This is a genomic window from Pseudomonas sp. NMI760_13 (assembly GCF_021283245.1).
Lineage (GTDB): Bacteria > Pseudomonadota > Gammaproteobacteria > Pseudomonadales > Pseudomonadaceae > Aquipseudomonas > Aquipseudomonas peradeniyensis.
In genome coordinates this window covers 39,899-57,598 of record NZ_JAJSRC010000017.1, presented here as the reverse complement: position 1 = coordinate 57,598, position 17,700 = coordinate 39,899, and the positions used below count along the sequence as shown (strand labels likewise).

Annotated in this window: 20 protein-coding genes; 11 read left to right on the top strand and 9 right to left on the bottom strand. The window is 65.7% G+C overall.

Annotation, left to right across the window (positions count from 1 at the left end):
* The 3 genes from LU671_RS17915 to LU671_RS17905 all read right to left on the bottom strand — a co-directional run bounded on the left by LU671_RS17915 (window position 1) and on the right by LU671_RS17905 (window position 1,783).
* Window positions 1-561, bottom strand: coding sequence for a Smr/MutS family protein (locus LU671_RS17915; RefSeq protein WP_232856412.1), 561 nt, complete (start codon window positions 559-561; stop codon window positions 1-3).
* 222 nt (window positions 562-783) lie between these two features.
* Complete coding sequence (locus LU671_RS17910; RefSeq protein ID WP_186656052.1) at window positions 784-1,104, bottom strand: hypothetical protein; 321 nt, start codon at window positions 1,102-1,104, stop codon at window positions 784-786.
* An 88-nt stretch (window positions 1,105-1,192) separates the two neighbouring features.
* A complete protein-coding gene (locus LU671_RS17905) occupies window positions 1,193-1,783 on the bottom strand; it encodes a cysteine hydrolase family protein (protein WP_050704637.1) in 591 nt (196 codons plus the stop codon).
* 179 nt (window positions 1,784-1,962) lie between these two features.
* Between LU671_RS17905 and prmB the strand changes: the two genes are divergently transcribed.
* Window positions 1,963-2,871: a 50S ribosomal protein L3 N(5)-glutamine methyltransferase gene (prmB, locus tag LU671_RS17900; protein ID WP_198742723.1), complete on the top strand. Its 909-nt coding sequence runs from the start codon at window positions 1,963-1,965 to the stop codon at window positions 2,869-2,871.
* 170 nt (window positions 2,872-3,041) lie between these two features.
* Here the strand turns inward: prmB and LU671_RS17895 are convergent, their stop codons facing one another.
* On the bottom strand, window positions 3,042-3,824 hold the full coding sequence (locus LU671_RS17895) for a hypothetical protein (protein WP_203647602.1): 783 nt from the start codon (window positions 3,822-3,824) through the stop codon (window positions 3,042-3,044).
* A gap of 151 nt (window positions 3,825-3,975) precedes the next feature.
* Window positions 3,976-4,935: an alpha/beta hydrolase gene (locus LU671_RS17890; protein ID WP_232856411.1), complete on the bottom strand. Its 960-nt coding sequence runs from the start codon at window positions 4,933-4,935 to the stop codon at window positions 3,976-3,978.
* Between the two features lie 276 nt (window positions 4,936-5,211).
* Between LU671_RS17890 and aroC the strand changes: the two genes are divergently transcribed.
* The 3 genes from aroC (at window position 5,212) to LU671_RS17875 (ending at window position 8,066) form a co-directional block, all read left to right on the top strand.
* Window positions 5,212-6,303 (top strand): chorismate synthase, encoded by a 1,092-nt coding sequence (gene aroC, locus LU671_RS17885; protein ID WP_203647600.1) that lies wholly within the window; start codon window positions 5,212-5,214, stop codon window positions 6,301-6,303.
* A gap of 72 nt (window positions 6,304-6,375) precedes the next feature.
* A complete protein-coding gene (locus LU671_RS17880; RefSeq protein ID WP_232856410.1) occupies window positions 6,376-7,530 on the top strand; it encodes an MFS transporter in 1,155 nt (384 codons plus the stop codon).
* On the top strand, window positions 7,530-8,066 hold the full coding sequence (locus LU671_RS17875; protein ID WP_232856409.1) for an oxidase: 537 nt from the start codon (window positions 7,530-7,532) through the stop codon (window positions 8,064-8,066). The genes LU671_RS17880 and LU671_RS17875 overlap by 1 nt, the downstream gene beginning before the upstream one ends.
* A gap of 18 nt (window positions 8,067-8,084) precedes the next feature.
* Here the strand turns inward: LU671_RS17875 and LU671_RS17870 are convergent, their stop codons facing one another.
* Complete coding sequence (locus LU671_RS17870) at window positions 8,085-8,357, bottom strand: DUF3509 domain-containing protein (RefSeq protein ID WP_232856408.1); 273 nt, start codon at window positions 8,355-8,357, stop codon at window positions 8,085-8,087.
* A gap of 268 nt (window positions 8,358-8,625) precedes the next feature.
* Here LU671_RS17870 and LU671_RS17865 point away from each other — a divergent pair, with 268 nt between their 5' ends.
* The gene (locus tag LU671_RS17865; RefSeq protein ID WP_232856407.1) at window positions 8,626-9,147 is read left to right on the top strand and encodes an ankyrin repeat domain-containing protein; all 522 of its coding nucleotides are present in this window, start codon (window positions 8,626-8,628) and stop codon (window positions 9,145-9,147) included.
* Window positions 9,148-9,207: 60 nt separating this feature from the next.
* Complete coding sequence (locus tag LU671_RS17860) at window positions 9,208-9,738, top strand: hypothetical protein (protein WP_232856406.1); 531 nt, start codon at window positions 9,208-9,210, stop codon at window positions 9,736-9,738.
* Window positions 9,739-9,887: 149 nt separating this feature from the next.
* Here LU671_RS17860 and LU671_RS17855 read toward each other — a convergent pair whose 3' ends face one another.
* Window positions 9,888-10,826, bottom strand: a complete 939-nt coding sequence (locus tag LU671_RS17855) for a ZIP family metal transporter (protein ID WP_203647594.1) — start codon at window positions 10,824-10,826, stop codon at window positions 9,888-9,890.
* Between the two features lie 126 nt (window positions 10,827-10,952).
* Here LU671_RS17855 and LU671_RS17850 point away from each other — a divergent pair, with 126 nt between their 5' ends.
* The 4 genes from LU671_RS17850 (at window position 10,953) to LU671_RS17835 (ending at window position 14,418) form a co-directional block, all read left to right on the top strand.
* A complete protein-coding gene (locus tag LU671_RS17850) occupies window positions 10,953-11,144 on the top strand; it encodes a PLDc N-terminal domain-containing protein (RefSeq protein ID WP_203647593.1) in 192 nt (63 codons plus the stop codon).
* A gap of 299 nt (window positions 11,145-11,443) precedes the next feature.
* Window positions 11,444-13,519, top strand: coding sequence for an LTA synthase family protein (locus tag LU671_RS17845; protein ID WP_232856405.1), 2,076 nt, complete (start codon window positions 11,444-11,446; stop codon window positions 13,517-13,519).
* Between the two features lie 144 nt (window positions 13,520-13,663).
* On the top strand, window positions 13,664-13,900 hold the full coding sequence (locus tag LU671_RS17840) for a hypothetical protein (RefSeq protein WP_110736624.1): 237 nt from the start codon (window positions 13,664-13,666) through the stop codon (window positions 13,898-13,900).
* Between the two features lie 185 nt (window positions 13,901-14,085).
* Entirely contained in the window at window positions 14,086-14,418 is a 333-nt protein-coding gene (locus tag LU671_RS17835) for a ribonuclease E inhibitor RraB (RefSeq protein ID WP_186712832.1), read from the top strand.
* Window positions 14,419-14,431: 13 nt separating this feature from the next.
* Here the strand turns inward: LU671_RS17835 and LU671_RS17830 are convergent, their stop codons facing one another.
* Window positions 14,432-15,235, bottom strand: a complete 804-nt coding sequence (locus LU671_RS17830; RefSeq protein ID WP_203647591.1) for a c-type cytochrome — start codon at window positions 15,233-15,235, stop codon at window positions 14,432-14,434.
* Between the two features lie 528 nt (window positions 15,236-15,763).
* On the opposite strand from LU671_RS17830, the gene LU671_RS17825 reads away from it, so the two are divergent.
* Window positions 15,764-16,489, top strand: a complete 726-nt coding sequence (locus tag LU671_RS17825) for an amidotransferase (RefSeq protein WP_232856404.1) — start codon at window positions 15,764-15,766, stop codon at window positions 16,487-16,489.
* Between the two features lie 194 nt (window positions 16,490-16,683).
* Here LU671_RS17825 and LU671_RS17820 read toward each other — a convergent pair whose 3' ends face one another.
* Window positions 16,684-17,655, bottom strand: coding sequence for a magnesium and cobalt transport protein CorA (locus tag LU671_RS17820; RefSeq protein ID WP_050704649.1), 972 nt, complete (start codon window positions 17,653-17,655; stop codon window positions 16,684-16,686).
* Between the last annotated feature and the right edge of the window lie 45 nt (window positions 17,656-17,700).

The following is a 17,700-nucleotide window of genomic DNA, read 5'->3' as shown; positions in this document are numbered from 1 at the left end:
TCACTCGTCGCGCCCTTCGAGCATGGTTCGCTTGAGCATCACGTACACCGCGCCGGTGCCGCCGTGGCGGGCCTGGCACGAGGCAAAGCCGAGCACTTGCGGGTGCTGGCGCAGCCAGGTGTTGACGTGGCTCTTGATCATCGGGCGCTTGCCGTCCAGGCGCGCGGCCTTGCCGTGGGTGACGCGCACGCAGCGCACTTCGAGCTTGGTCGCCTCGGCGATGAAGGCCCACAGCGTCTCGCGGGCCTTCTCGACGCTCATGCCGTGCAGGTCGAGGCTGCCCTCGAAGGCAATCTGGCCGAGCTTGAGCTTGCGGATCTGGGTTTCCTGGACGCCGTCGCGGCGCCACATCAGTTCATCCTCGGCGCCGACGTCGATGACGAACTGGTCGGACAGGCCGTCGATCACCAACGCCTGGTCGCTGCGGATGGTCGCCGCCTGGCGCAGGCCGGCCAGCTGCTTGCGGTCGGCCTTGGGTTTGCCGACTTCGGCGCGGTCGTGCTTGATCGGCTTGACGCCCTGCACTTGGCTGCGGAAGAGGGAAAAATCGTCGTCTTGCATGGTGCCTCCACGTGGGCGGCGTAGTTTACGCGACTGCGCGTCGGCGTGAAGCCCTGAGCTGCGCGCGGTTTGTGTAGGAGCGGCCTCGTGCCGCGAAAGGGCCGCAAAGCGGCCCCGGCGAGCTATGCATCGAAGCGAAAATCCTGGGGCTGCTTTGCAGCCCTTTCCGGCCGGTCCGACGCCTCGGCAAGGCCGCTCCTACAGGGGGGCGGTGTAAATCTGTCAGTCGTGCTTCTTCATCAGGTGCGGCGACAGGTTCAGCTCGCGGCCACGGCGCAGGCGGATGCGGCTGCGTCGCCAGACGCGCACGCCGATCCACAACAGCAACAACCCGACCACGACGAGAATCGCCGACAGCGGGCGGTTGGCATTGAGCTCGGCGAGCGCTGCGTAATTGCCCAGCAGGCCGGCGAAACCGGCCATGGCGAGCAAAATGCCCAGGGTGGCCAGCAGCACCGAGAAAGCGGCGGCAACCCGCGCGCCCCAGTTGCTCGGCTCGCGCTGGCGCAGGCGCTTGGCATCGAAACTGCCTTTGAGCTTCATTCGAATTCCTCAGGATCTGGTAGAGCTGATCCGGATTTCGACCTGCGGGTCACCTCGGGGTTCCGCCCGTCCGCCGGGCGGTCGTGGCTCAGACCAGGCTGGCGGTGGGGGCGACGCAGGCGAAGTTGTCGGCCATCACGGCCATCTCGCACTGGTGGATCTGCGCGGCGGGGATCACGGTGTCCTTCAGGGCCAGGTCGCGGGTCGCCGAGGCGTCTTCCACCAGGGTGCAGCGATAACCATAGTCCTTGGCGCGGCGCACGGTGGTGCTGACACTGGAGTGGCTCATGAAACCGCAGACGATCAGGTCCAGCGGGCCGAAGGCCTGCAGCGTCTCGTGCAGCTTGGTGTTCTTGAAGGCGTTGGGCATGCGCTTGTCGATGATGGTTTCACCGGCCAGTGGCTCCAGGCCCGGGATGAACTCGCCGGCCGGCCCCTGGGGGTCGAAGCGACCGCCGACGGTGCCGAGGTGGCGCACGTGGATGATCGGGCGACCGGCCTTGCGGGCGGCATCGAGCAACCTGGCAATGTTCGCCACGGCCTCGTCCATGCCCGACAGCGCCAGCGGACCGCTCAGGTATTCCTTCTGCGCGTCGATGACGATCAGGCTGGCTTGGCCCAGCTTGGCCGGCGGGTAGTCGCGGCCAGTGAGGCGGAACATCGTGGTTGGAACGGACATCAAGGGCTCCTTGGGTAGGGCTTTTGTACGCCTATTCTCCCTTGCCTTGACGCCAATGTGAATGGTTGACAGCGCAGACAGCGTGGTTGCTGGCTTGTGGCTATCGGTTTGGCTATCAGAGGAAACAAATGTGCGGTGTGGGCTGTTAGACTTTTGTCCTGTCTGAAAAGGAGTACCCCGTGATCACATCCCGCCTGCGCACCCTGCGCGACCATATCCGCTGGGCGGTCAGCCGCTTCCATGAGCATGAACTGTTCTTCGGCCACGGTGCCGACAACGCCTGGGACGAAGCTCGCCTGCTGGTGCTCGGCGCGGTGCATCTGCCCTGGGAGGTAGCCGACAGCTACCTGGACTGCGCGCTCGAGGATGACGAAACGGTACGCCTGCAGCACCTGCTCAAGCGCCGTATCGAAGAACGCGTGCCCACCGCCTACCTGCTGGGCGAGGCCTGGTTCTGCGGCATGTCGTTCATCGTCGACGAGCGGGTGCTGGTGCCGCGCTCGCCCATCGGCGAGTTGATCGAGAAACGCTTCGAGCCGTGGCTGGCCGGCGAGCCTGCGCGCATCCTCGACCTGTGCACCGGCTCCGGCTGCATCGGCATTGTCGCCGCCGAGGTGTTCCAGGATGCCGAGGTAGTGCTGGCCGACCTGTCCTTCGACGCGCTGGAGGTGGCCAACCAGAACATCGAGCGCCATGGCCTCGATGAGCGGGTGTACACCGTGCAGGGCGATGGTTTCGCTGGCCTGCCGGGGCAGCGCTTCGACCTGATCCTGTCCAACCCGCCGTATGTCGACGCCGAGGATTTCGGCGACATGCCGGCCGAGTACCATCACGAGCCCGAGCTGGGCCTGGCCTGCGGCAACGATGGCCTGGACCTGGTGCGGCGCATGCTGGCCGAGGCGGCCGACCACTTGACCGACAAGGGCCTGATGATCGTCGAGGTGGGCAACAGCCAGGTGCATGTCGAGTCGCTCTATCCCGAGGTGGACTTCGCCTGGCTGGAGTTCGAGCGCGGTGGCCACGGGGTGTTCATGCTGACCGCCGAGCAGTGCCGGCAGCATCAGGAGCTGTTCAAGGCGCGGGTCTGAAGGATTCACACCGCCCCCTGCTGTAGGAGCGGCCTTGCCGAGGCGTCGGACCGGCCGGAAAGGGCTGCGTAGCGGCCCCAGGATATCAGTGTTGATGCAAAGATCGCCGGGGCCGCTTTGCGACCCTTTCGCGGCACGAGGCCGCTCCTACACGGATCGCGCAGGGCAGGTCAGCGGGTGGCGATCCAGATCAGCAACCCGGCCTGGAACACCGCGAACGCCACCAGGCAGGTGATGGTGAAGCGCAGGCCGCTGTCCTCGCGACGGTACTTGGCCACCCGCTCGTCACGCTCGCGCAGCTGGGCTTCCTTCTCCATCAGGTTCTGCTCGGCCTGCTGCAGCATGCCGGCGGCCTCGAGGTTGTCCACGCGCTGCACCTTCTCGGTGTTCCAGCCGCCCTTGAGCTGGCCCACCGGCGTCTCCACCACGCGCCCCTTGAGCAACTGGCCGTCGGTGTACTCTACCGACAGGCCAACGCTGCCCAACACATGGTCGCGGCGCAGGCGGGTGTCTTCGTTCAGGGCGTCCTTGTTCGGCAGGCTCATGCCCTCGACCCGGTAGTGCGAGCAACGCTGCTGCAGCCACTGCACCGCCTGCGCCAGCAGGTAGCGGCCAAGGCCACGGTTCAGCGGTTCCAGCTGCAGACCGGCCGGGTCGCCGATACGCACCGTGCGCGCTTCGTGGTCGACGCGGATATCCAGCTGGTTCTGTTCCTTGCGCACCTTCTGCCCCGGCAGGCGGATTTCCATGCGCAGCAGGCTGTGGGCCTTGTCGTGGCGCTCGGCGTAGCCGAACTGGACGAAACGCAGCGGGCGGGCGCCGCTGTTGCGGTCGGTCGGCAGCGGCGCCAGGCGCAGCAACTGGAAATGCTCGGCGGCAAGGTCTGCCCAGGGCAGCGGGGCGCTTTCCGGGGCTTGTTCTTCGGTCGCCTCGGCGGCGGGGGCATCGGTCATCAGGGAATCCTCAGGTGCACGGCGGCCGGGTGCCGGTACCTGCAAGGACATCGCAGATGTGGGCTTGCCCGCGATCGGGGCGCGCATGCCCCTGGATCACTGCCTTCTTAGCCGCGTTATCGGCAGGCCGGGCCAATACCTGAGGGCGCTTTCAGGCCTGCGGCAGCCCGTGGATGAACAGGACGATGCGCTCCCCCAACTCACGGGCCAGCGGTAGTTCGGGATTGCGGTAGCTCTCACGCTGCTGGCCCATCTCCCGGGGGCTGATGCGCAGCATGTGGTTCATGCCGTCGATCAGCGCCAGCTGGGCGTCGGGCTTGGCGGCCTTGAGGCGCTCGGCGTCGGCCACCTCCACCTGGATGTCGTTGCGGCCCTGGACGATCAGCGCGGGCACCGTGAGCCGGGCGAATGCGGCCGCCGGGTCCTGGTGCAGCAGGGTGATCAGGTACGGCTGCACGCTGGGGCGAAATACCTGGCGCAGCGGGGCGGGCACGTCGAGGCTGGTCTGCCCGGCCTGCAACCGGTCGATCAGTGCCACGCCACCGGCCAGTTGCGCCGGAGGCAGGCGCTGGGCCAGTTGTTCACGCAGCACGTCGGCCACCGGCCGGCCGCTGCCGGCCAGGGTGATCACCGCGCTGGCGCCGGCCTGCTCGGCGGCCAGGCTGGCGATCAGCGCGCCTTCGCTGTGGCCGACCAGGATCAGCGGACCGAAGCGCGGGTCCTGGCGCAACGCGCGCCCCCAGGCCACCACGTCGGCGACATAGCGTTCGACGCTGAGGTCGCGTTCGTCGGGGGTGGCCGGCTGGCTGGCGGCCACGCCGCGCTTGTCGAAGCGCACGCTGGCGATGTGCTCGCCGGCCAGCAGCAGGGCCAGGCGCTTGAGGTTGTCGATGCGTCCGGAGGCAGGGTTGTTGCCATCGCGGTCGGTAGGGCCGGAGCCGGCGATGATCAGCACCACCGGTGGCGGGGTGGTTTGCTGGGGTAGCAGCAGGCTGCCGTGCAGCACGCCCTGGCCAGTGTCCAGGTCGATGGGGCGTTGCAGTACGGTGGGCGCGGCCTGGGCGAGGCTGGCGCAGAACATCAGGAGCAGGGCGGCGAGGCGCGACTTCATGGAGGGGTACTACATGGCTAGGTGTCATTGAGACATTGCAGCGCGATGAAGGTTCGCATGGCTCGCTTGCCGTGCCGGCCTCTTCGCGGGTAAACCCGCTCCCACAGTGAGATGGGCCGGCCTGTGGGAGCAACTGTCTTGCTCAATTTTTAGAATCTGGCGCGATCCCTGTGGGAGCGGGTTTACCCGCGAAGAGGCCGGCATGGGCAACCCATCCTGTAGCGTTTTCCGTATACTGCCGCTTTCGATCACCTCAGGCAGATTCGCGGAGCGTCCATGTCCGGCAATACCTACGGCAAGCTGTTCACTGTCACCACCGCTGGCGAGAGCCATGGCCCGGCGTTGGTCGCCATTGTCGACGGCTGCCCGCCAGGCCTGGAAATCTCCCTCGCCGACCTGCAGCACGACCTCGATCGGCGCAAGCCCGGCACCAGCCGGCACACCACCCAGCGCCAGGAGCCGGATGAAGTGGAGATCCTCTCCGGCGTGTTCGAAGGGCGTACCACCGGCTGCTCGATCGGCCTCTTGATCCGCAACACCGACCAGAAGTCCAAGGACTATTCGGCGATCAAGGACCTGTTCCGCCCGGCCCACGCCGACTACACCTACCACCACAAGTACGGCATCCGCGACTACCGCGGCGGTGGCCGCAGCTCGGCGCGCGAGACCGCCATGCGCGTGGCGGCCGGCGCCATCGCCAAGAAGTACCTGGCCACCCAGGGCATCCGCGTGCGCGGCTACATGAGCCAGCTCGGCCCGATCGAGATCCCGTTCAAGACCTGGGACTCGGTCGAGCACAACGCCTTCTTCAGCCCCGACCCGGACAAGGTGCCGGAGCTCGAGGCCTACATGGACCAGCTGCGCCGCGACCAGGACTCGGTGGGGGCGAAGATCACCGTGGTCGCCGAAGGCGTGATGCCGGGCCTGGGCGAGCCGATCTTCGACCGCCTCGACGCCGAGCTTGCCCATGCGCTGATGAGCATCAACGCGGTCAAGGGCGTGGAAATCGGCGCCGGCTTTGCCAGCGTCGCCCAGCGTGGCACCGAGCACCGTGACGAACTGACCCCCGAGGGCTTCCTCAGCAACAATGCCGGCGGCATCCTCGGCGGTATCTCCTCGGGCCAGCCGATCGTCGCTCACCTGGCGCTCAAGCCGACCTCAAGCATCACCACCCCGGGCCGTTCGATCGACGTCGACGGCAACCCGGTCGAGGTGATCACCAAGGGCCGTCACGACCCGTGCGTCGGCATCCGCGCCACGCCGATCGCCGAGGCGATGATGGCCATCGCCTTGATGGACCACCTGCTGCGCCACCGGGCGCAGAATGCCGACGTGAAAGTGGGCACCCCGGTACTGGGCCAGCTCTGACTTAGCCAGGGTCGGCCTCTTCGCGGGTAAACCCGCGAAGAGGCCGGTGCAGGCTCACACAAGGCCCATCCCATGCCCCCGATCCCTTACTGGCGCCTCTCCAGCTTCTACCTCTTCTACTTCGCCCTGCTCGGCTCCACCGCGCCGTTCCTGGCCCTGTACTTCGACCACCTGGGCTTCTCCCCGGCACGCATCGGCGAGCTGGTGGCCATCCCCATGCTGATGCGCTGCGTCGCACCCAACCTGTGGGGCTGGCTGGGCGACCGCAGTGGCCAGCGCCTGCTGATCGTGCGTCTGGGCGCGCTGTCGACCCTGGCGACCTTTTCGCTGATCTTCTTCGGCAACAGCTATGCCTGGCTGGCGATGGTCATGGCCCTGCACGCGTTCTTCTGGCACGCGGTGCTGCCGCAGTTCGAGGTGATCACCCTGGCCCACCTGCATGGCCAGACCGCGCGCTACAGCCAGGTGCGACTGTGGGGCTCGATCGGCTTCATCCTCGCCGTGGTCGGTCTTGGGCGCCTGTTCGAATGGCTGAGCCTGGACATCTACCCGGTGGCACTGGTGGCGATCATGGCCGGGATCGTCGCCGCCAGCCTCTGGGTGCCCAACGCGCAACCGGTGGAACAGGCCGAGCGGCGCGGGGCAGGGGGCTTTCTCGCGCAGGTGCGGGCGCCCGGCGTGCTGGCCTTCTATGTGTGCGTGGCCCTCATGCAGCTCAGCCACGGGCCGTACTACACCTTCCTCACCCTGCACCTGGAGCACCTGGGCTACAGCCGTGGTGCCATCGGTCTGCTGTGGGCGCTGGGGGTGGTGGCCGAGGTGCTGGTGTTCATGGGCATGAGCCGGATTTTCGCCCGTTTTTCCGTGCGCAAGGTGCTGCTGGCGAGTTTCCTGCTGGCCGCCGTGCGCTGGCTGTTGCTGGGCAACCTGGCCGATATCCCGGCGGCGCTGGTGTTCGCCCAGGTGCTGCACGCGGCCACGTTCGGCTGTTTCCACGCCGCGGCCATTGCCTTTGTCGGGGCCAGTTTCGGCGCCCGTCAGCAGGGCCAGGGCCAGGCGCTGTACGCGGCGCTCTCGGGCACCGGCGGCGCGCTGGGCGCCTTGTACTCGGGTTACAGCTGGAAACTGCTGGGCCCGCACTTCACCTTTGGTATGGCCAGCGTCGCGGCACTCGCGGCAGCCGTTATCATAGCCTTCCGACTCAAAGACAGCAGGAACCACCCCTGATGAGCATCCTCAGCGTATTCGACCCGTCCAGCCCGGAACTGCCGCACAAGGTGTTGACCCACCACGACGACATTGCCGCGACCCTGGCCGAGCAGGGCGTGCGCTTCGGCCGCTGGCAGTCCGGTGCGCGCCTGCGTCCGGGCAGCAGCCAGGAAGAAGTGGTCGCGGCGTGCGGTGAGCCGCTCGACCAGCTGATGACCGCCCATGGCAGTGTGGTGTTCGGCGTGCTCAGCCGCGATGGCGTCGACCCAAGCCAGGTCGACCTGCGCGACGAGCATGTGCATGAGGGCGAGGAAGTGTTCGCGCTGATCAGCGGGCGCGGGCAGGTCAGCCTGCGTTTGGGAGACGCGGTGTACGCCGTGTTGTGCGAGAAGGACGATGTGCTGGTGGTGCCCGCCGGTACACGGCGCTGGCTGGACCTGGGCGACACCCCGTTCTGCCTGGCCCTGCGCCTGTTCGCCAGCGAGCAGGCGGTGCAGCCGCGGTTCACCGGTGATGGAACAGCCCGGCAATTTGCCGGGCTCGACGAACTCTGAAAGGGTCGGGTCGCGCAATCAGCGGTAGGTCGGCAGGGCGAAGCGTTGCTGGCTCTGCAGCATCGAGATCACCGGCAGCTCGCTCGGCTGCCCGGCCAGGTCGCGGCGGATGGCGCTGATCGCCCAGGACAGTTGCTCGGCGCTGTGTAGCTGCGCATAGGTCAGCACGCGGCGGGTGACGATGCCGTCTCTGGCGCGCAGGGTCAGCAGGACACCGCCGTCCGGACGCGGCTGGGTGGTGACCTGGTAGGCGGCGAAGACCGAGGCGAATTTTTCCTGGATGAGGTCCATATCAACTCCTGACTGTTGTACTGGCAGACTTGAGTTGATGATTGCAGCGACCGTGCCAGCCTTTGCTCAAGTAAAAAACCTTTAAAATCAATTACTTAAATTTGTTTTTATAAGGTTGCGCATTGCAATCTGCACGCCCGTGCATTTTGCACAGTGCATTTTGCACGGTCATAGCCTGGCTCTCTGCCTCCGATAGAATCTGAACCTTGGACCGCTCGCCGCTGCCTGATGGACACTTGGGCCATTGCCAGATGCCAGGAGGTTCCCGATGTCCGATCACCAGCCCGCCACCATGACCGCCGAAGAAACCGCGGCCTTCGCCGAGGAGGTCTTCGAGCGCGCCCGCCGCGGCGACGCGAACATGCTCGGTCGCCTGCTCGACGGTGGCCTGCCCGCCGACCTGCGCAACCACAAGGGCGACACCTTGCTGATGCTGGCCAGTTACCACGGCCACCACGACGCCGTGCGAGTGCTGCTGGCCCATGGCGCCGACGCACTGATCGCCAATGACAACGGCCAGTTGCCCATGGCCGGCGCCGCTTTCAAGGGCGACCTGGCGATGATCCGCCTGCTGCTCGAGCACGGCGTGCCGGTGGATGCCGCCGCCGCGGACGGCCGCACCGCGCTGATGCTGGCGGCGATGTTCAACCGCCTGGAGATCATCGACTACCTGCTGGCCCAGGGGGCCGATCCGGCACGGCGTGACGCGGCCGGCGCCACCGCGCTGGCGGCCGCGCGGACCATGGGCGCGGTGGATGCCGCCGCACGCCTGGAGGCGAAGGCCGGCTAACCCTTCGGGGGCGTTTGCGGCTATCCTTGGCGCCTTTCACGCCAACCCGCAGGGCCCCCCATGAAAGACCAGTTGCTCGAACTCATCCGCCTCATCGGCGCCGGCTGCATGCGCGATGAGGAGATCGAGCGCATCGCCGCCGAGGCCGCCCAGGCCTACGCCGACCCCGCCGCCTTCCTCGCCGCCAACCCGGACATCAACTACGACGACAGCTTCCCGTTCCCGCTGGGCGAATGGGTGGTGGTCGGCAGCCTGCCCGATACCGTGCTGTTCCAGGCCGACAGCTACCAGGACCTGTTCCAGCAGATCAGCGACTCGTTCGACAAGAGCGTGCCGTTCACCCTCAAGTCCAAGCAGCTGGCGCGTACCGAGGCGCTGACCGCGCTCAACCGCATCCAGGTGCAGATGGGCGCGCTGAACAAGGAAGCCGGGGGCTACGTGCTGCTGAACTTCAGCCAGCTGCTCGATGACGAGCTGCAGATGGTGATGGTGGGGCAGAATGACCTGGCCCGTGTGCTGGAGTTGGGCGAGGCCGTAGGCATCAAGGTGGAGCCGGCGCTGGAGGCGCTGAAGGTGGCGGTGCACGTCTAAGCAACGATTCCCCCTGTAGGAGCGGCCTTGAGCCGCGAAAGGGCTGCGAAGCAGCCCCGGGATTTCAGCGTCAATACAATGATCGCGGGGCCGCTTTGCGGCCCTTTCGCGGCACAAGGCCGCTCCTACAGGGATTGCGCATTGGCCTTTCAGCCCAACGCGGTATCAAGAAACATCATCACCGCGAACCCGCCCATCAGCCCCAGCGTCGCCGCGGTCTGGTGCCCATTGCGATGGGTCTCCGGAATTACCTCGTGGGATACCACGAAGATCATCGCTCCCGCCGCCAGGCCCATGCTGATCGGGTAGGCCAGGGCGAAGCCGGTGGAAATGCCCAGGCCGATCACCGCGCCCAGCGGCTCCATCAGGCCCGAACCGATCGCCACCATCATCGCCTTGAAGTTCGACAGCCCCGTGGCGCGCAGGGCCAGGGCCACGGCCAGGCCTTCGGGGATGTCCTGGATGGCGATGGCGCTGGTCAGCGGCAGGCCGATGTTCATGTCGCCGTTGGCGAAGCTCACACCGATGGCCATGCCCTCGGGCAGGTTGTGCAGGGTGATGGCCAGCACGAACAGCCACACCCGGCTGACCCGCTCGGCCTGCGGGCCACAAGGGCCGGTGCTTTCATGCTCGTGCGGGGTGAAGCGGTCCAGGCCGAGCATCAGTAGCACCCCGAGGCCCATGCCCAGGACCACGGTGAAGGCCGCCGCCGGGCCGTTGCCGGTGATTTCGCGGGCGGCGTCCAGGCCCGGCAGGATCAGCGAGAACGAACTGGCGGCGAGCATCATGCCGGCGGCAAAGCCCAGCATCACATCCTGGGTGCGGGCGTTGACGTCGCGCAGGATCACCGCGAGCACCGCGCCCAGGGCGGTGGCGCCGAAGCCCGACAGTCCACCGAGCAGGGCCAGGTGCAGGTTGTCGGCGTGGTCACCGTTGACCGCGTTCCACAGGCTCGCCAGCAACAGCGCGGCGACGGCCAGCAGGCTCAGGGCCAGGCCGGCGCTGAGCCAGGGCGTGGCCAGGGCCTGTTGCCGCCAGGCGCTGAACATTGAGTCGGGGACGGCACTTTGGGTGTGGGCAGGGGGCATGCGAACCTCGGGGCAGTGAATGACAGCAGTCTATCCACTGACCCGTACGCCCGGCCAAGGATTCCCTTCTATCGGGGCCATAGCCAGCTATGCTCTTGAACACATTTACCGTGCGGGAGCGGCGCCATGGGGTCCACCTTCAACAGCCTGGTCGGTCTGATCATCCTGGCCCTGGATATCTGGGCCATTCTCAATGTGCTCAAGAGCGGCGCCGAGGTCGGCAGCAAGGTGCTGTGGATCCTGCTGATCCTGCTGCTGCCGGTGCTGGGGCTGATCATCTGGGCAATCGCCGGGCCGCGGGGCAATGTGCGGATCTGACTATGGGGACATGGCACCGGCTTTGCCTGTTGATTCAGTTGAGTCAACCGGAACGGCGTGGGAGCGGGCTTGCCCCGCGATGCGGTGTTGGGCACCGGCTTCGCCGGTGATCGCGGGGCAAGCCCGCTCCTACAGGTTATGTAAGCGATAGTTGCTCTCGACAAAATTTTCACACTCGATTTTTGAAAATCCGCGCCGCACAATGCGGCCTTGGTCTCACCTCGCCCTCGAGGGCCCGACCACCAGGCTGTTGGCGACTTCGCCTTCCCGCAAACCGCAATCCTAGGACCTCTCCATTCATGGCTAACACGGACGCCTTGAAGCAACAGGGCGTGCGAGGCTCGTTCTCGCCGACCCTGAAATCCCACCTGGCCTACACGTTGCTCAGTGGCCTGGTGATCATGCTGATGCTCAGCCTGGTGCGCCTGGCGCTGCTGGTCTACAACAGCGACATGATCGGCGACACGCCGAACTCGACCGTCGCCGAGGGCTTCCTCAACGGCCTGCGCTTCGACCTGCGGGTGGTGGTGTACATCAGCATTCCGTTGCTGCTGGCGCTGCTCAGCCCCTGGCTGATGGCCCGCCGTGGCTTCTTCCGCTTCTGGCTGACCATTGCCTCGAGCGTGGTGATGTTCCTCGGCCTGATGGAGATGGACTTCTACCGCGAGTTCCACCAGCGCCTGAATGGCCTGGTGTTCCAGTACATCAAGGAAGACCCCAAGACCGTCATGAGCATGCTCTGGTACGGTTTCCCGGTGGTCCGCTACCTGCTGGCCTGGCTGGTCGGCACCTGGCTGCTGAGCCTGCTGTTCAAGGGCATCGATCGCCTGACCCGTGGCGAGCAAAGCCTCCAGCCTGCCGGCAGCCGCAAGTTCGCGCCGTGGTATGGCCGCCTGGCCGTGTTCATGGTCGTGCTGCTGGTGGCCGTGGTCGCCGCCCGTGGCACCCTGCGCCAGGGCCCGCCGATGCGCTGGGGCGACGCCTTCACCACCGATTCGAACTTCGTCAACCAGCTGGGCCTGAACGGCACGCTGACCCTGATCGACGCCGCCAAGAGCCGCTTCGGCGAGGACCGCGCCAACATCTGGAAGCCGGTACTCGAGCAGCCGCTGGCCACCCAGACCGTGCGCGAGCAGCTGCTGACCGCCAACGACACCCTGGTCGATGCCGACGAGGCCGCGATCCGTCGCGACTTCGTGCCGCCCGTGGCGAACACGCTGCCGGTCAAGAACGTGGTGGTCATCCTCATGGAAAGCTTCGCCGGCCACTCGGTGGGCGCCCTGGGCAGTCCGAATAACATCACCCCGTACTTCGACAAGCTGGCCAAGGAAGGTCTGCTGTTCGACCGCTTCTTCTCCAACGGCACCCACACCCACCAGGGCATGTTCGCCACCATGGCCTGCTTCCCCAACCTGCCGGGCTTCGAGTACCTGATGCAGACCCCGGAAGGCGGCCACAAGCTGTCCGGCCTGCCGGCACTGCTCAGTGCCCGCGACTATGACGATGTCTACGTCTACAACGGCGACTTCGCCTGGGACAACCAGTCCGGGTTCTTCGGCAACCAGGGCATGACCACCTTCATCGGCCGCAACGATTTCGTCGACCCGGTGTTCTCCGACCCGACCTGGGGCGTGTCCGACCAGGACATGTTCAATCGCGGCAACGAAGAGCTGGCCAAGCATGACGGCAAGAAGCCGATCTACGCGCTGCTGCAGACCCTCTCCAACCACACGCCGTATGCCTTGCCCAAGGACCTGCCGGTGGAGAAGGTCACCGGCCAAGGGCGCCTGGACGAGCACCTGACCGCCATGCGCTATTCCGACTGGGCGCTGGGCCAGTTCTTCGAGAAGGCCCGCAAGGAGCCGTACTTCAAGGACACCCTGTTCGTCATCGTCGGCGACCATGGCTTCGGCAACCACCAGCAGGTCACCGAGCTGGACCTGGGCCGCTTCAACGTGCCGCTGTTGCTGATTGCCCCGGGCATCCAGGAGAAGTTCGGCGCGGTCAACCACACCGTGGGTACCCAGGTGGACATCGTGCCGACCATCATGGGCCGTCTCGGCGGCCAGGCCCGCCACCAGTGCTGGGGCCGCGACCTGCTCAACCTGCCTGAGGGCGACCAGGGCGTGGGCATGATCAAGCCGTCGGGCAGCGAGCAGATCGTCGGCCTGGTGCAGGGCGATCGCATCCTCATCGAGTCCAAGGACATGACCCCGCGGATGTACCGCTACCAGTTGGGCCGTGAGTTCAAGGCCGAACTGATCGAAAGCCCCGACCAGCCGGAAATGCTCAAGAAACTCGAGGCCTATATCCAGACCGCGACCAAGAGCCTGCTGGACAACACCGCCGGTGTCGTCCACGGCACGCCGAAGTAAGGCCGCCGCCTGCCCCATGAAGCCCGCCCTGAACCGGCGGGCTTTTTTCATGCGGTTTCATGTATGCGGCTGAACATTCATCCCTGCACCATGGTCAAGTGAGTACGCCGTTCCATTCACCGTTGCGCCAGCGAGGGCTGATCGATGAAAGCATGGGAAGTCAGCTTTGCAGACCAGAAAGGCGAGCCGCAAACGCTGTTGCTCAATGCCGAGCAGCGCCCCAGCGAGGAAGATGCCGCACGCGCCATCCGTTCGCGCCTGTTCCCGCTCATGGACGAACTGGACCTCAACGACTTCCAGGACCGCAGCTTTTCCCCCACGGCGCGCTGGCTCAAGGAACAGAGCGGCGTGACCATCACCACCATTCGCGAAGCGCCCTGAACCGGGTGTCTCTGGCGTAGCGCTGTCTCAGGCGCTACGCTCAAGTCAGGCGCCGGCCTTCTCTGCGGGCCGCTGCCGTTTTCATCGCGTCTTGCAATCCGCTCGTATTGTCAGGCATTCCTTGTGTGCCAGGCAGGTGCGTTGTGCACGGAAAGTCTATCCATTGCTTTGCCGGAGGACGTTTCATGAGCAGCCAGAACGACGACATCAGCAGCAGTGTCCTGCGCCAGATGAAAGCTGGCGGTTTCGATTTCACCCGCATCCATCCCATCGAGTTCTACGCCGTGTTTCCCAGCGAGGCAGGTGCCCGCCGGGCGGCGGGGCAGTTTCGTGGCGAATCGCTCAACGCCCAGGTAAGCGAACGCGACGACGGCGCCTGGCACCTGGAGTTGAGCAAGGTGATGTACGCCACCCATGGCGGTATCGGCGCCTTCGAACAGGCCTTTGAACAGGTCGTCTCGCCCTACGGCGGCGAAGTCGAGGGTTGGGGCGTCAAGCAGGAAAGGCCGATCGCCTAGGCCCGCAAGGGCATCAGTGCGCTTTGCGCCCCGCCATATGCTTCAGGTACGCCAGCACGGCATCGAGCGCCGGCTCATCCAGCACCTGGGTGGAAAACCCGGGCATCTTCGCCTGCGGCCACTGCCGCAGGCTCTGCGGGTCGCGAATGTACTGGCGCAGGTAGGCCGGTTGAAAGTACTCGGTGGGGTTGTGCGGCAGGTTCAGGTCTGGGCCCAGGTGCGCGTCGCCGGCGCCATTGAGGCGATGACAGGCCAGGCAGTTCTGCTGGAACAGGGCAAAACCCTGGCGCACCGGGTCGTTCTCGGCCACGGCCGGGTCGGGCAGCAGGGCGGGGAAGCGCGTCTCGACCGGGGGCAGGCGGCGGATGCTGGCGATCTGATACGGCCATTGTTCCGGGCGAATACCGCTGGCCTGGGGTTGGGTCCATACCAGGTAGAACGGCCCGGCGCCTGGCTTGCCCTTGCTCAGCGCGGGCCAAGGGTGGCTGGGGTCTTCGATGGCCAGCCAGGCCTGCGCGGGGCCCGCCTGCAACAGCGGCCCGGCGGGCATCTCGGCGGCGAAGCCATCGAGGGCCACGGCCTGCAGGTGATCGCTCGGGTTCACGCCCTGCAGCAGCACCGCCAGGGGCACGGCGCGGTAATGCAAGGTGCGCTTGTAGGCCACGTCCTGTTCGATGGTGATGTTTCGCGCCTGCGGATGGGCAAGTAGCTGTTCACTGCTCCAGCGCCGGCTGTCGCCGCCCAGTTCGAGGTTCAACTGCGCCGCCGACAATGTCGGGGCGAGCAGTAGGCAGAGCAGGGCAAGACACAGGCGCATGGACGATCTCCAACCATCAAGGTCGGCAGATTACCCACGCGTGCTCGGAAAAGGCCACCGCCGCGTTCAGCCGAACAGCCGGGTGAGGTTCGGCAGGATCAGCAACAGCGTCGTGGCGAAGAGTATGAGGCCGGCTTGGCGTACCTTGGATTGTCTGAACATGGCGGACCGCCTTCTTGTTGTTATTCCTGAATAACCCTTGGCTTCCTTGTCTAGCGTCGGGTCGATCGCAGCGGCGTGATGGCACGCCGTTCCTGCTTGCCGCGTATATCTGGATATACAACCAACAGTAGGGCCCGCGTCATCCCTGTTTCAGAACCCTTTGTTCTAACAATTTTCATGTCGATTCCTCATGGCATTAAGGCCACTGGCCACCCCGCTGGCACGCTCAGGCTAGACGAGTGCGCGGCAGGGGTTACCAAGGGTTACAGGGCCTACCGTTCGTCCGGACATCCTACTTGCTTGTACGGCCCTTTCGCGTCAGTCTCTACAGCAAATCCCACCCACATGTCGTTCAGGACTACCCCTATGTCGTTACGCATCTGCATCCTTGAGACCGATGTCCTGCGAGCGGAGTTGATCGCGCAGTACCAGGGCTACGGCAGGATGTTCGAGCAGCTGTTCTCGCGCCAGCCGATCGCGGCCGAATTCGATGTGTACAACGTGATGAACGGCGACTATCCCCCGGACGGCGAACGCTTCGATGCGTACCTGGTGACCGGCAGCAAGGCCGACTCGTTCGGCGACGATCCGTGGATCCAGACGCTCAAGGCCTACCTGCTCAAGCTCTACGAACGTGGCGAGAAGCTGTTGGGCGTGTGTTTCGGTCACCAGCTGCTGGCGCTGACCCTCGGCGGCAAGGCCGAGCGCGCCGACAAAGGCTGGGGCGTGGGCGTTCACCGCTACAGCCTGGCGGCCCATGCGCCGTGGATGGACCCGCAGGTGTCCGAGCTGACCTTGTTGATCAGCCACCAGGACCAGGTCACCGAGCTGCCCGAAGGGGCCACGGTGATCGCCTCCAGTGACTTCTGCCCGAACGCCGCCTACCACATCCGTGACCAGGTGCTGTGCTTCCAGGGGCACCCGGAGTTCGTCCATGACTACTCCCGGGCATTGCTCGACGCGCGACAGGCGTCGCTGGGTAATGAAGTCTATGAGAAGGCGGTGGCCAGCCTGGCCACCGAGCACCAGGGGGATCTGGTGGGCGAGTGGATGCTGCGTTTCGTCCAGCAGCCCGGCAGCCGCGCGATCTGAGATCCGCTTCGAAGCTACTCGCGGCAAGCCCCGTATGGATTTGACTGAGGCCGCGTGGGAGCGGGCTTGCCCCGCGATGCGATGTATGGCACCGGCTTCGCCGGTGATCGCGGGACAAGCCCGCTCCCACGCTGTTTCAGTTAAATCTGCGCGTTACCGTTACTCCATGAGAACTGGCTCGCCCGCGATTGGCGTTACAGCCAGCCCGAACGCTTGAAGCTGTAATACAGCCCCGAACAGCCCAGGGCGATCACCCCCAGGACGCCGAAGTAACCGTAGCGCCATGCCAGCTCCGGCATGTTCTCGAAGTTCATCCCGTAGATCCCGGCGACCGCCGTGGGAAACGCCAGGATCGCCGCCCAGGCGGCGAACTTGCGCTGGGTGATGCTTTGCCGTGACGACTCCAGCAGCATGCCGATCTCGATGGTCTGGCTGGCGATGTCGCGGATCCCGGCCAGGTCTTCCATCTGCCGCGTGACATGGATTTGCACGTCGCGAAAGTACGGGCGCATGTTCTTGTCGATGAACGGGAAGCTCAGGCGCTGCAGTTCCTCGCTGATCTCCACCATCGGCGCCACGTAGCGGCGCAGGCGCAGGATGTCGCGGCGCAGGCTGTGCAGGCGCTGGATGTCCTCTTCCTTGAGCGAATTGCTCAGCACGCTCTGTTCCAGCTCCTCGATCTCGCCGTGGATCGCCTCGCTCACCGGCTGGTAGTTCTCGGTGACGAAATCCAGCAGGGCGTAGAGCACGAAGTCCTCGCCGTGCTCGAGCAGCAGCGGACGCGCCTCGCAGCGCTGGCGCACCAGGGCATAGGACTTCGAGTGACCGTTGCGGCAGGTGATGATGTAGCCGTTGCCGGCGAAGATATGGGTCTCGATGAACTCGAGCTTTCCCTCGTGGCGCACCGGCGAGTAGGTGACGATGAACAGCGCGTCGCCGAAGGTCTCAAGCTTGGGCCGGCTGTGTTTCTCCAGGGCGTCCTCGATGGCCAGCTCGTGCAGGCCGAACTGGCGCTGCAGGTTGGCCAGTTCCTCGGCGTTGGGCTCTTCCAGGCCGATCCAGACAAAGTGCCCGGGCTTGCGCGCCCATTCGGCGCCCTCGTCGAGGCTGATGTTGGTGACCTTCCTGCCGGCGCTGTACACCGCCGATGCGACGACTCGACCCATGGTTGTCCGCTTATCCGATTGAACACGCTACACAGCTTGGGCTGT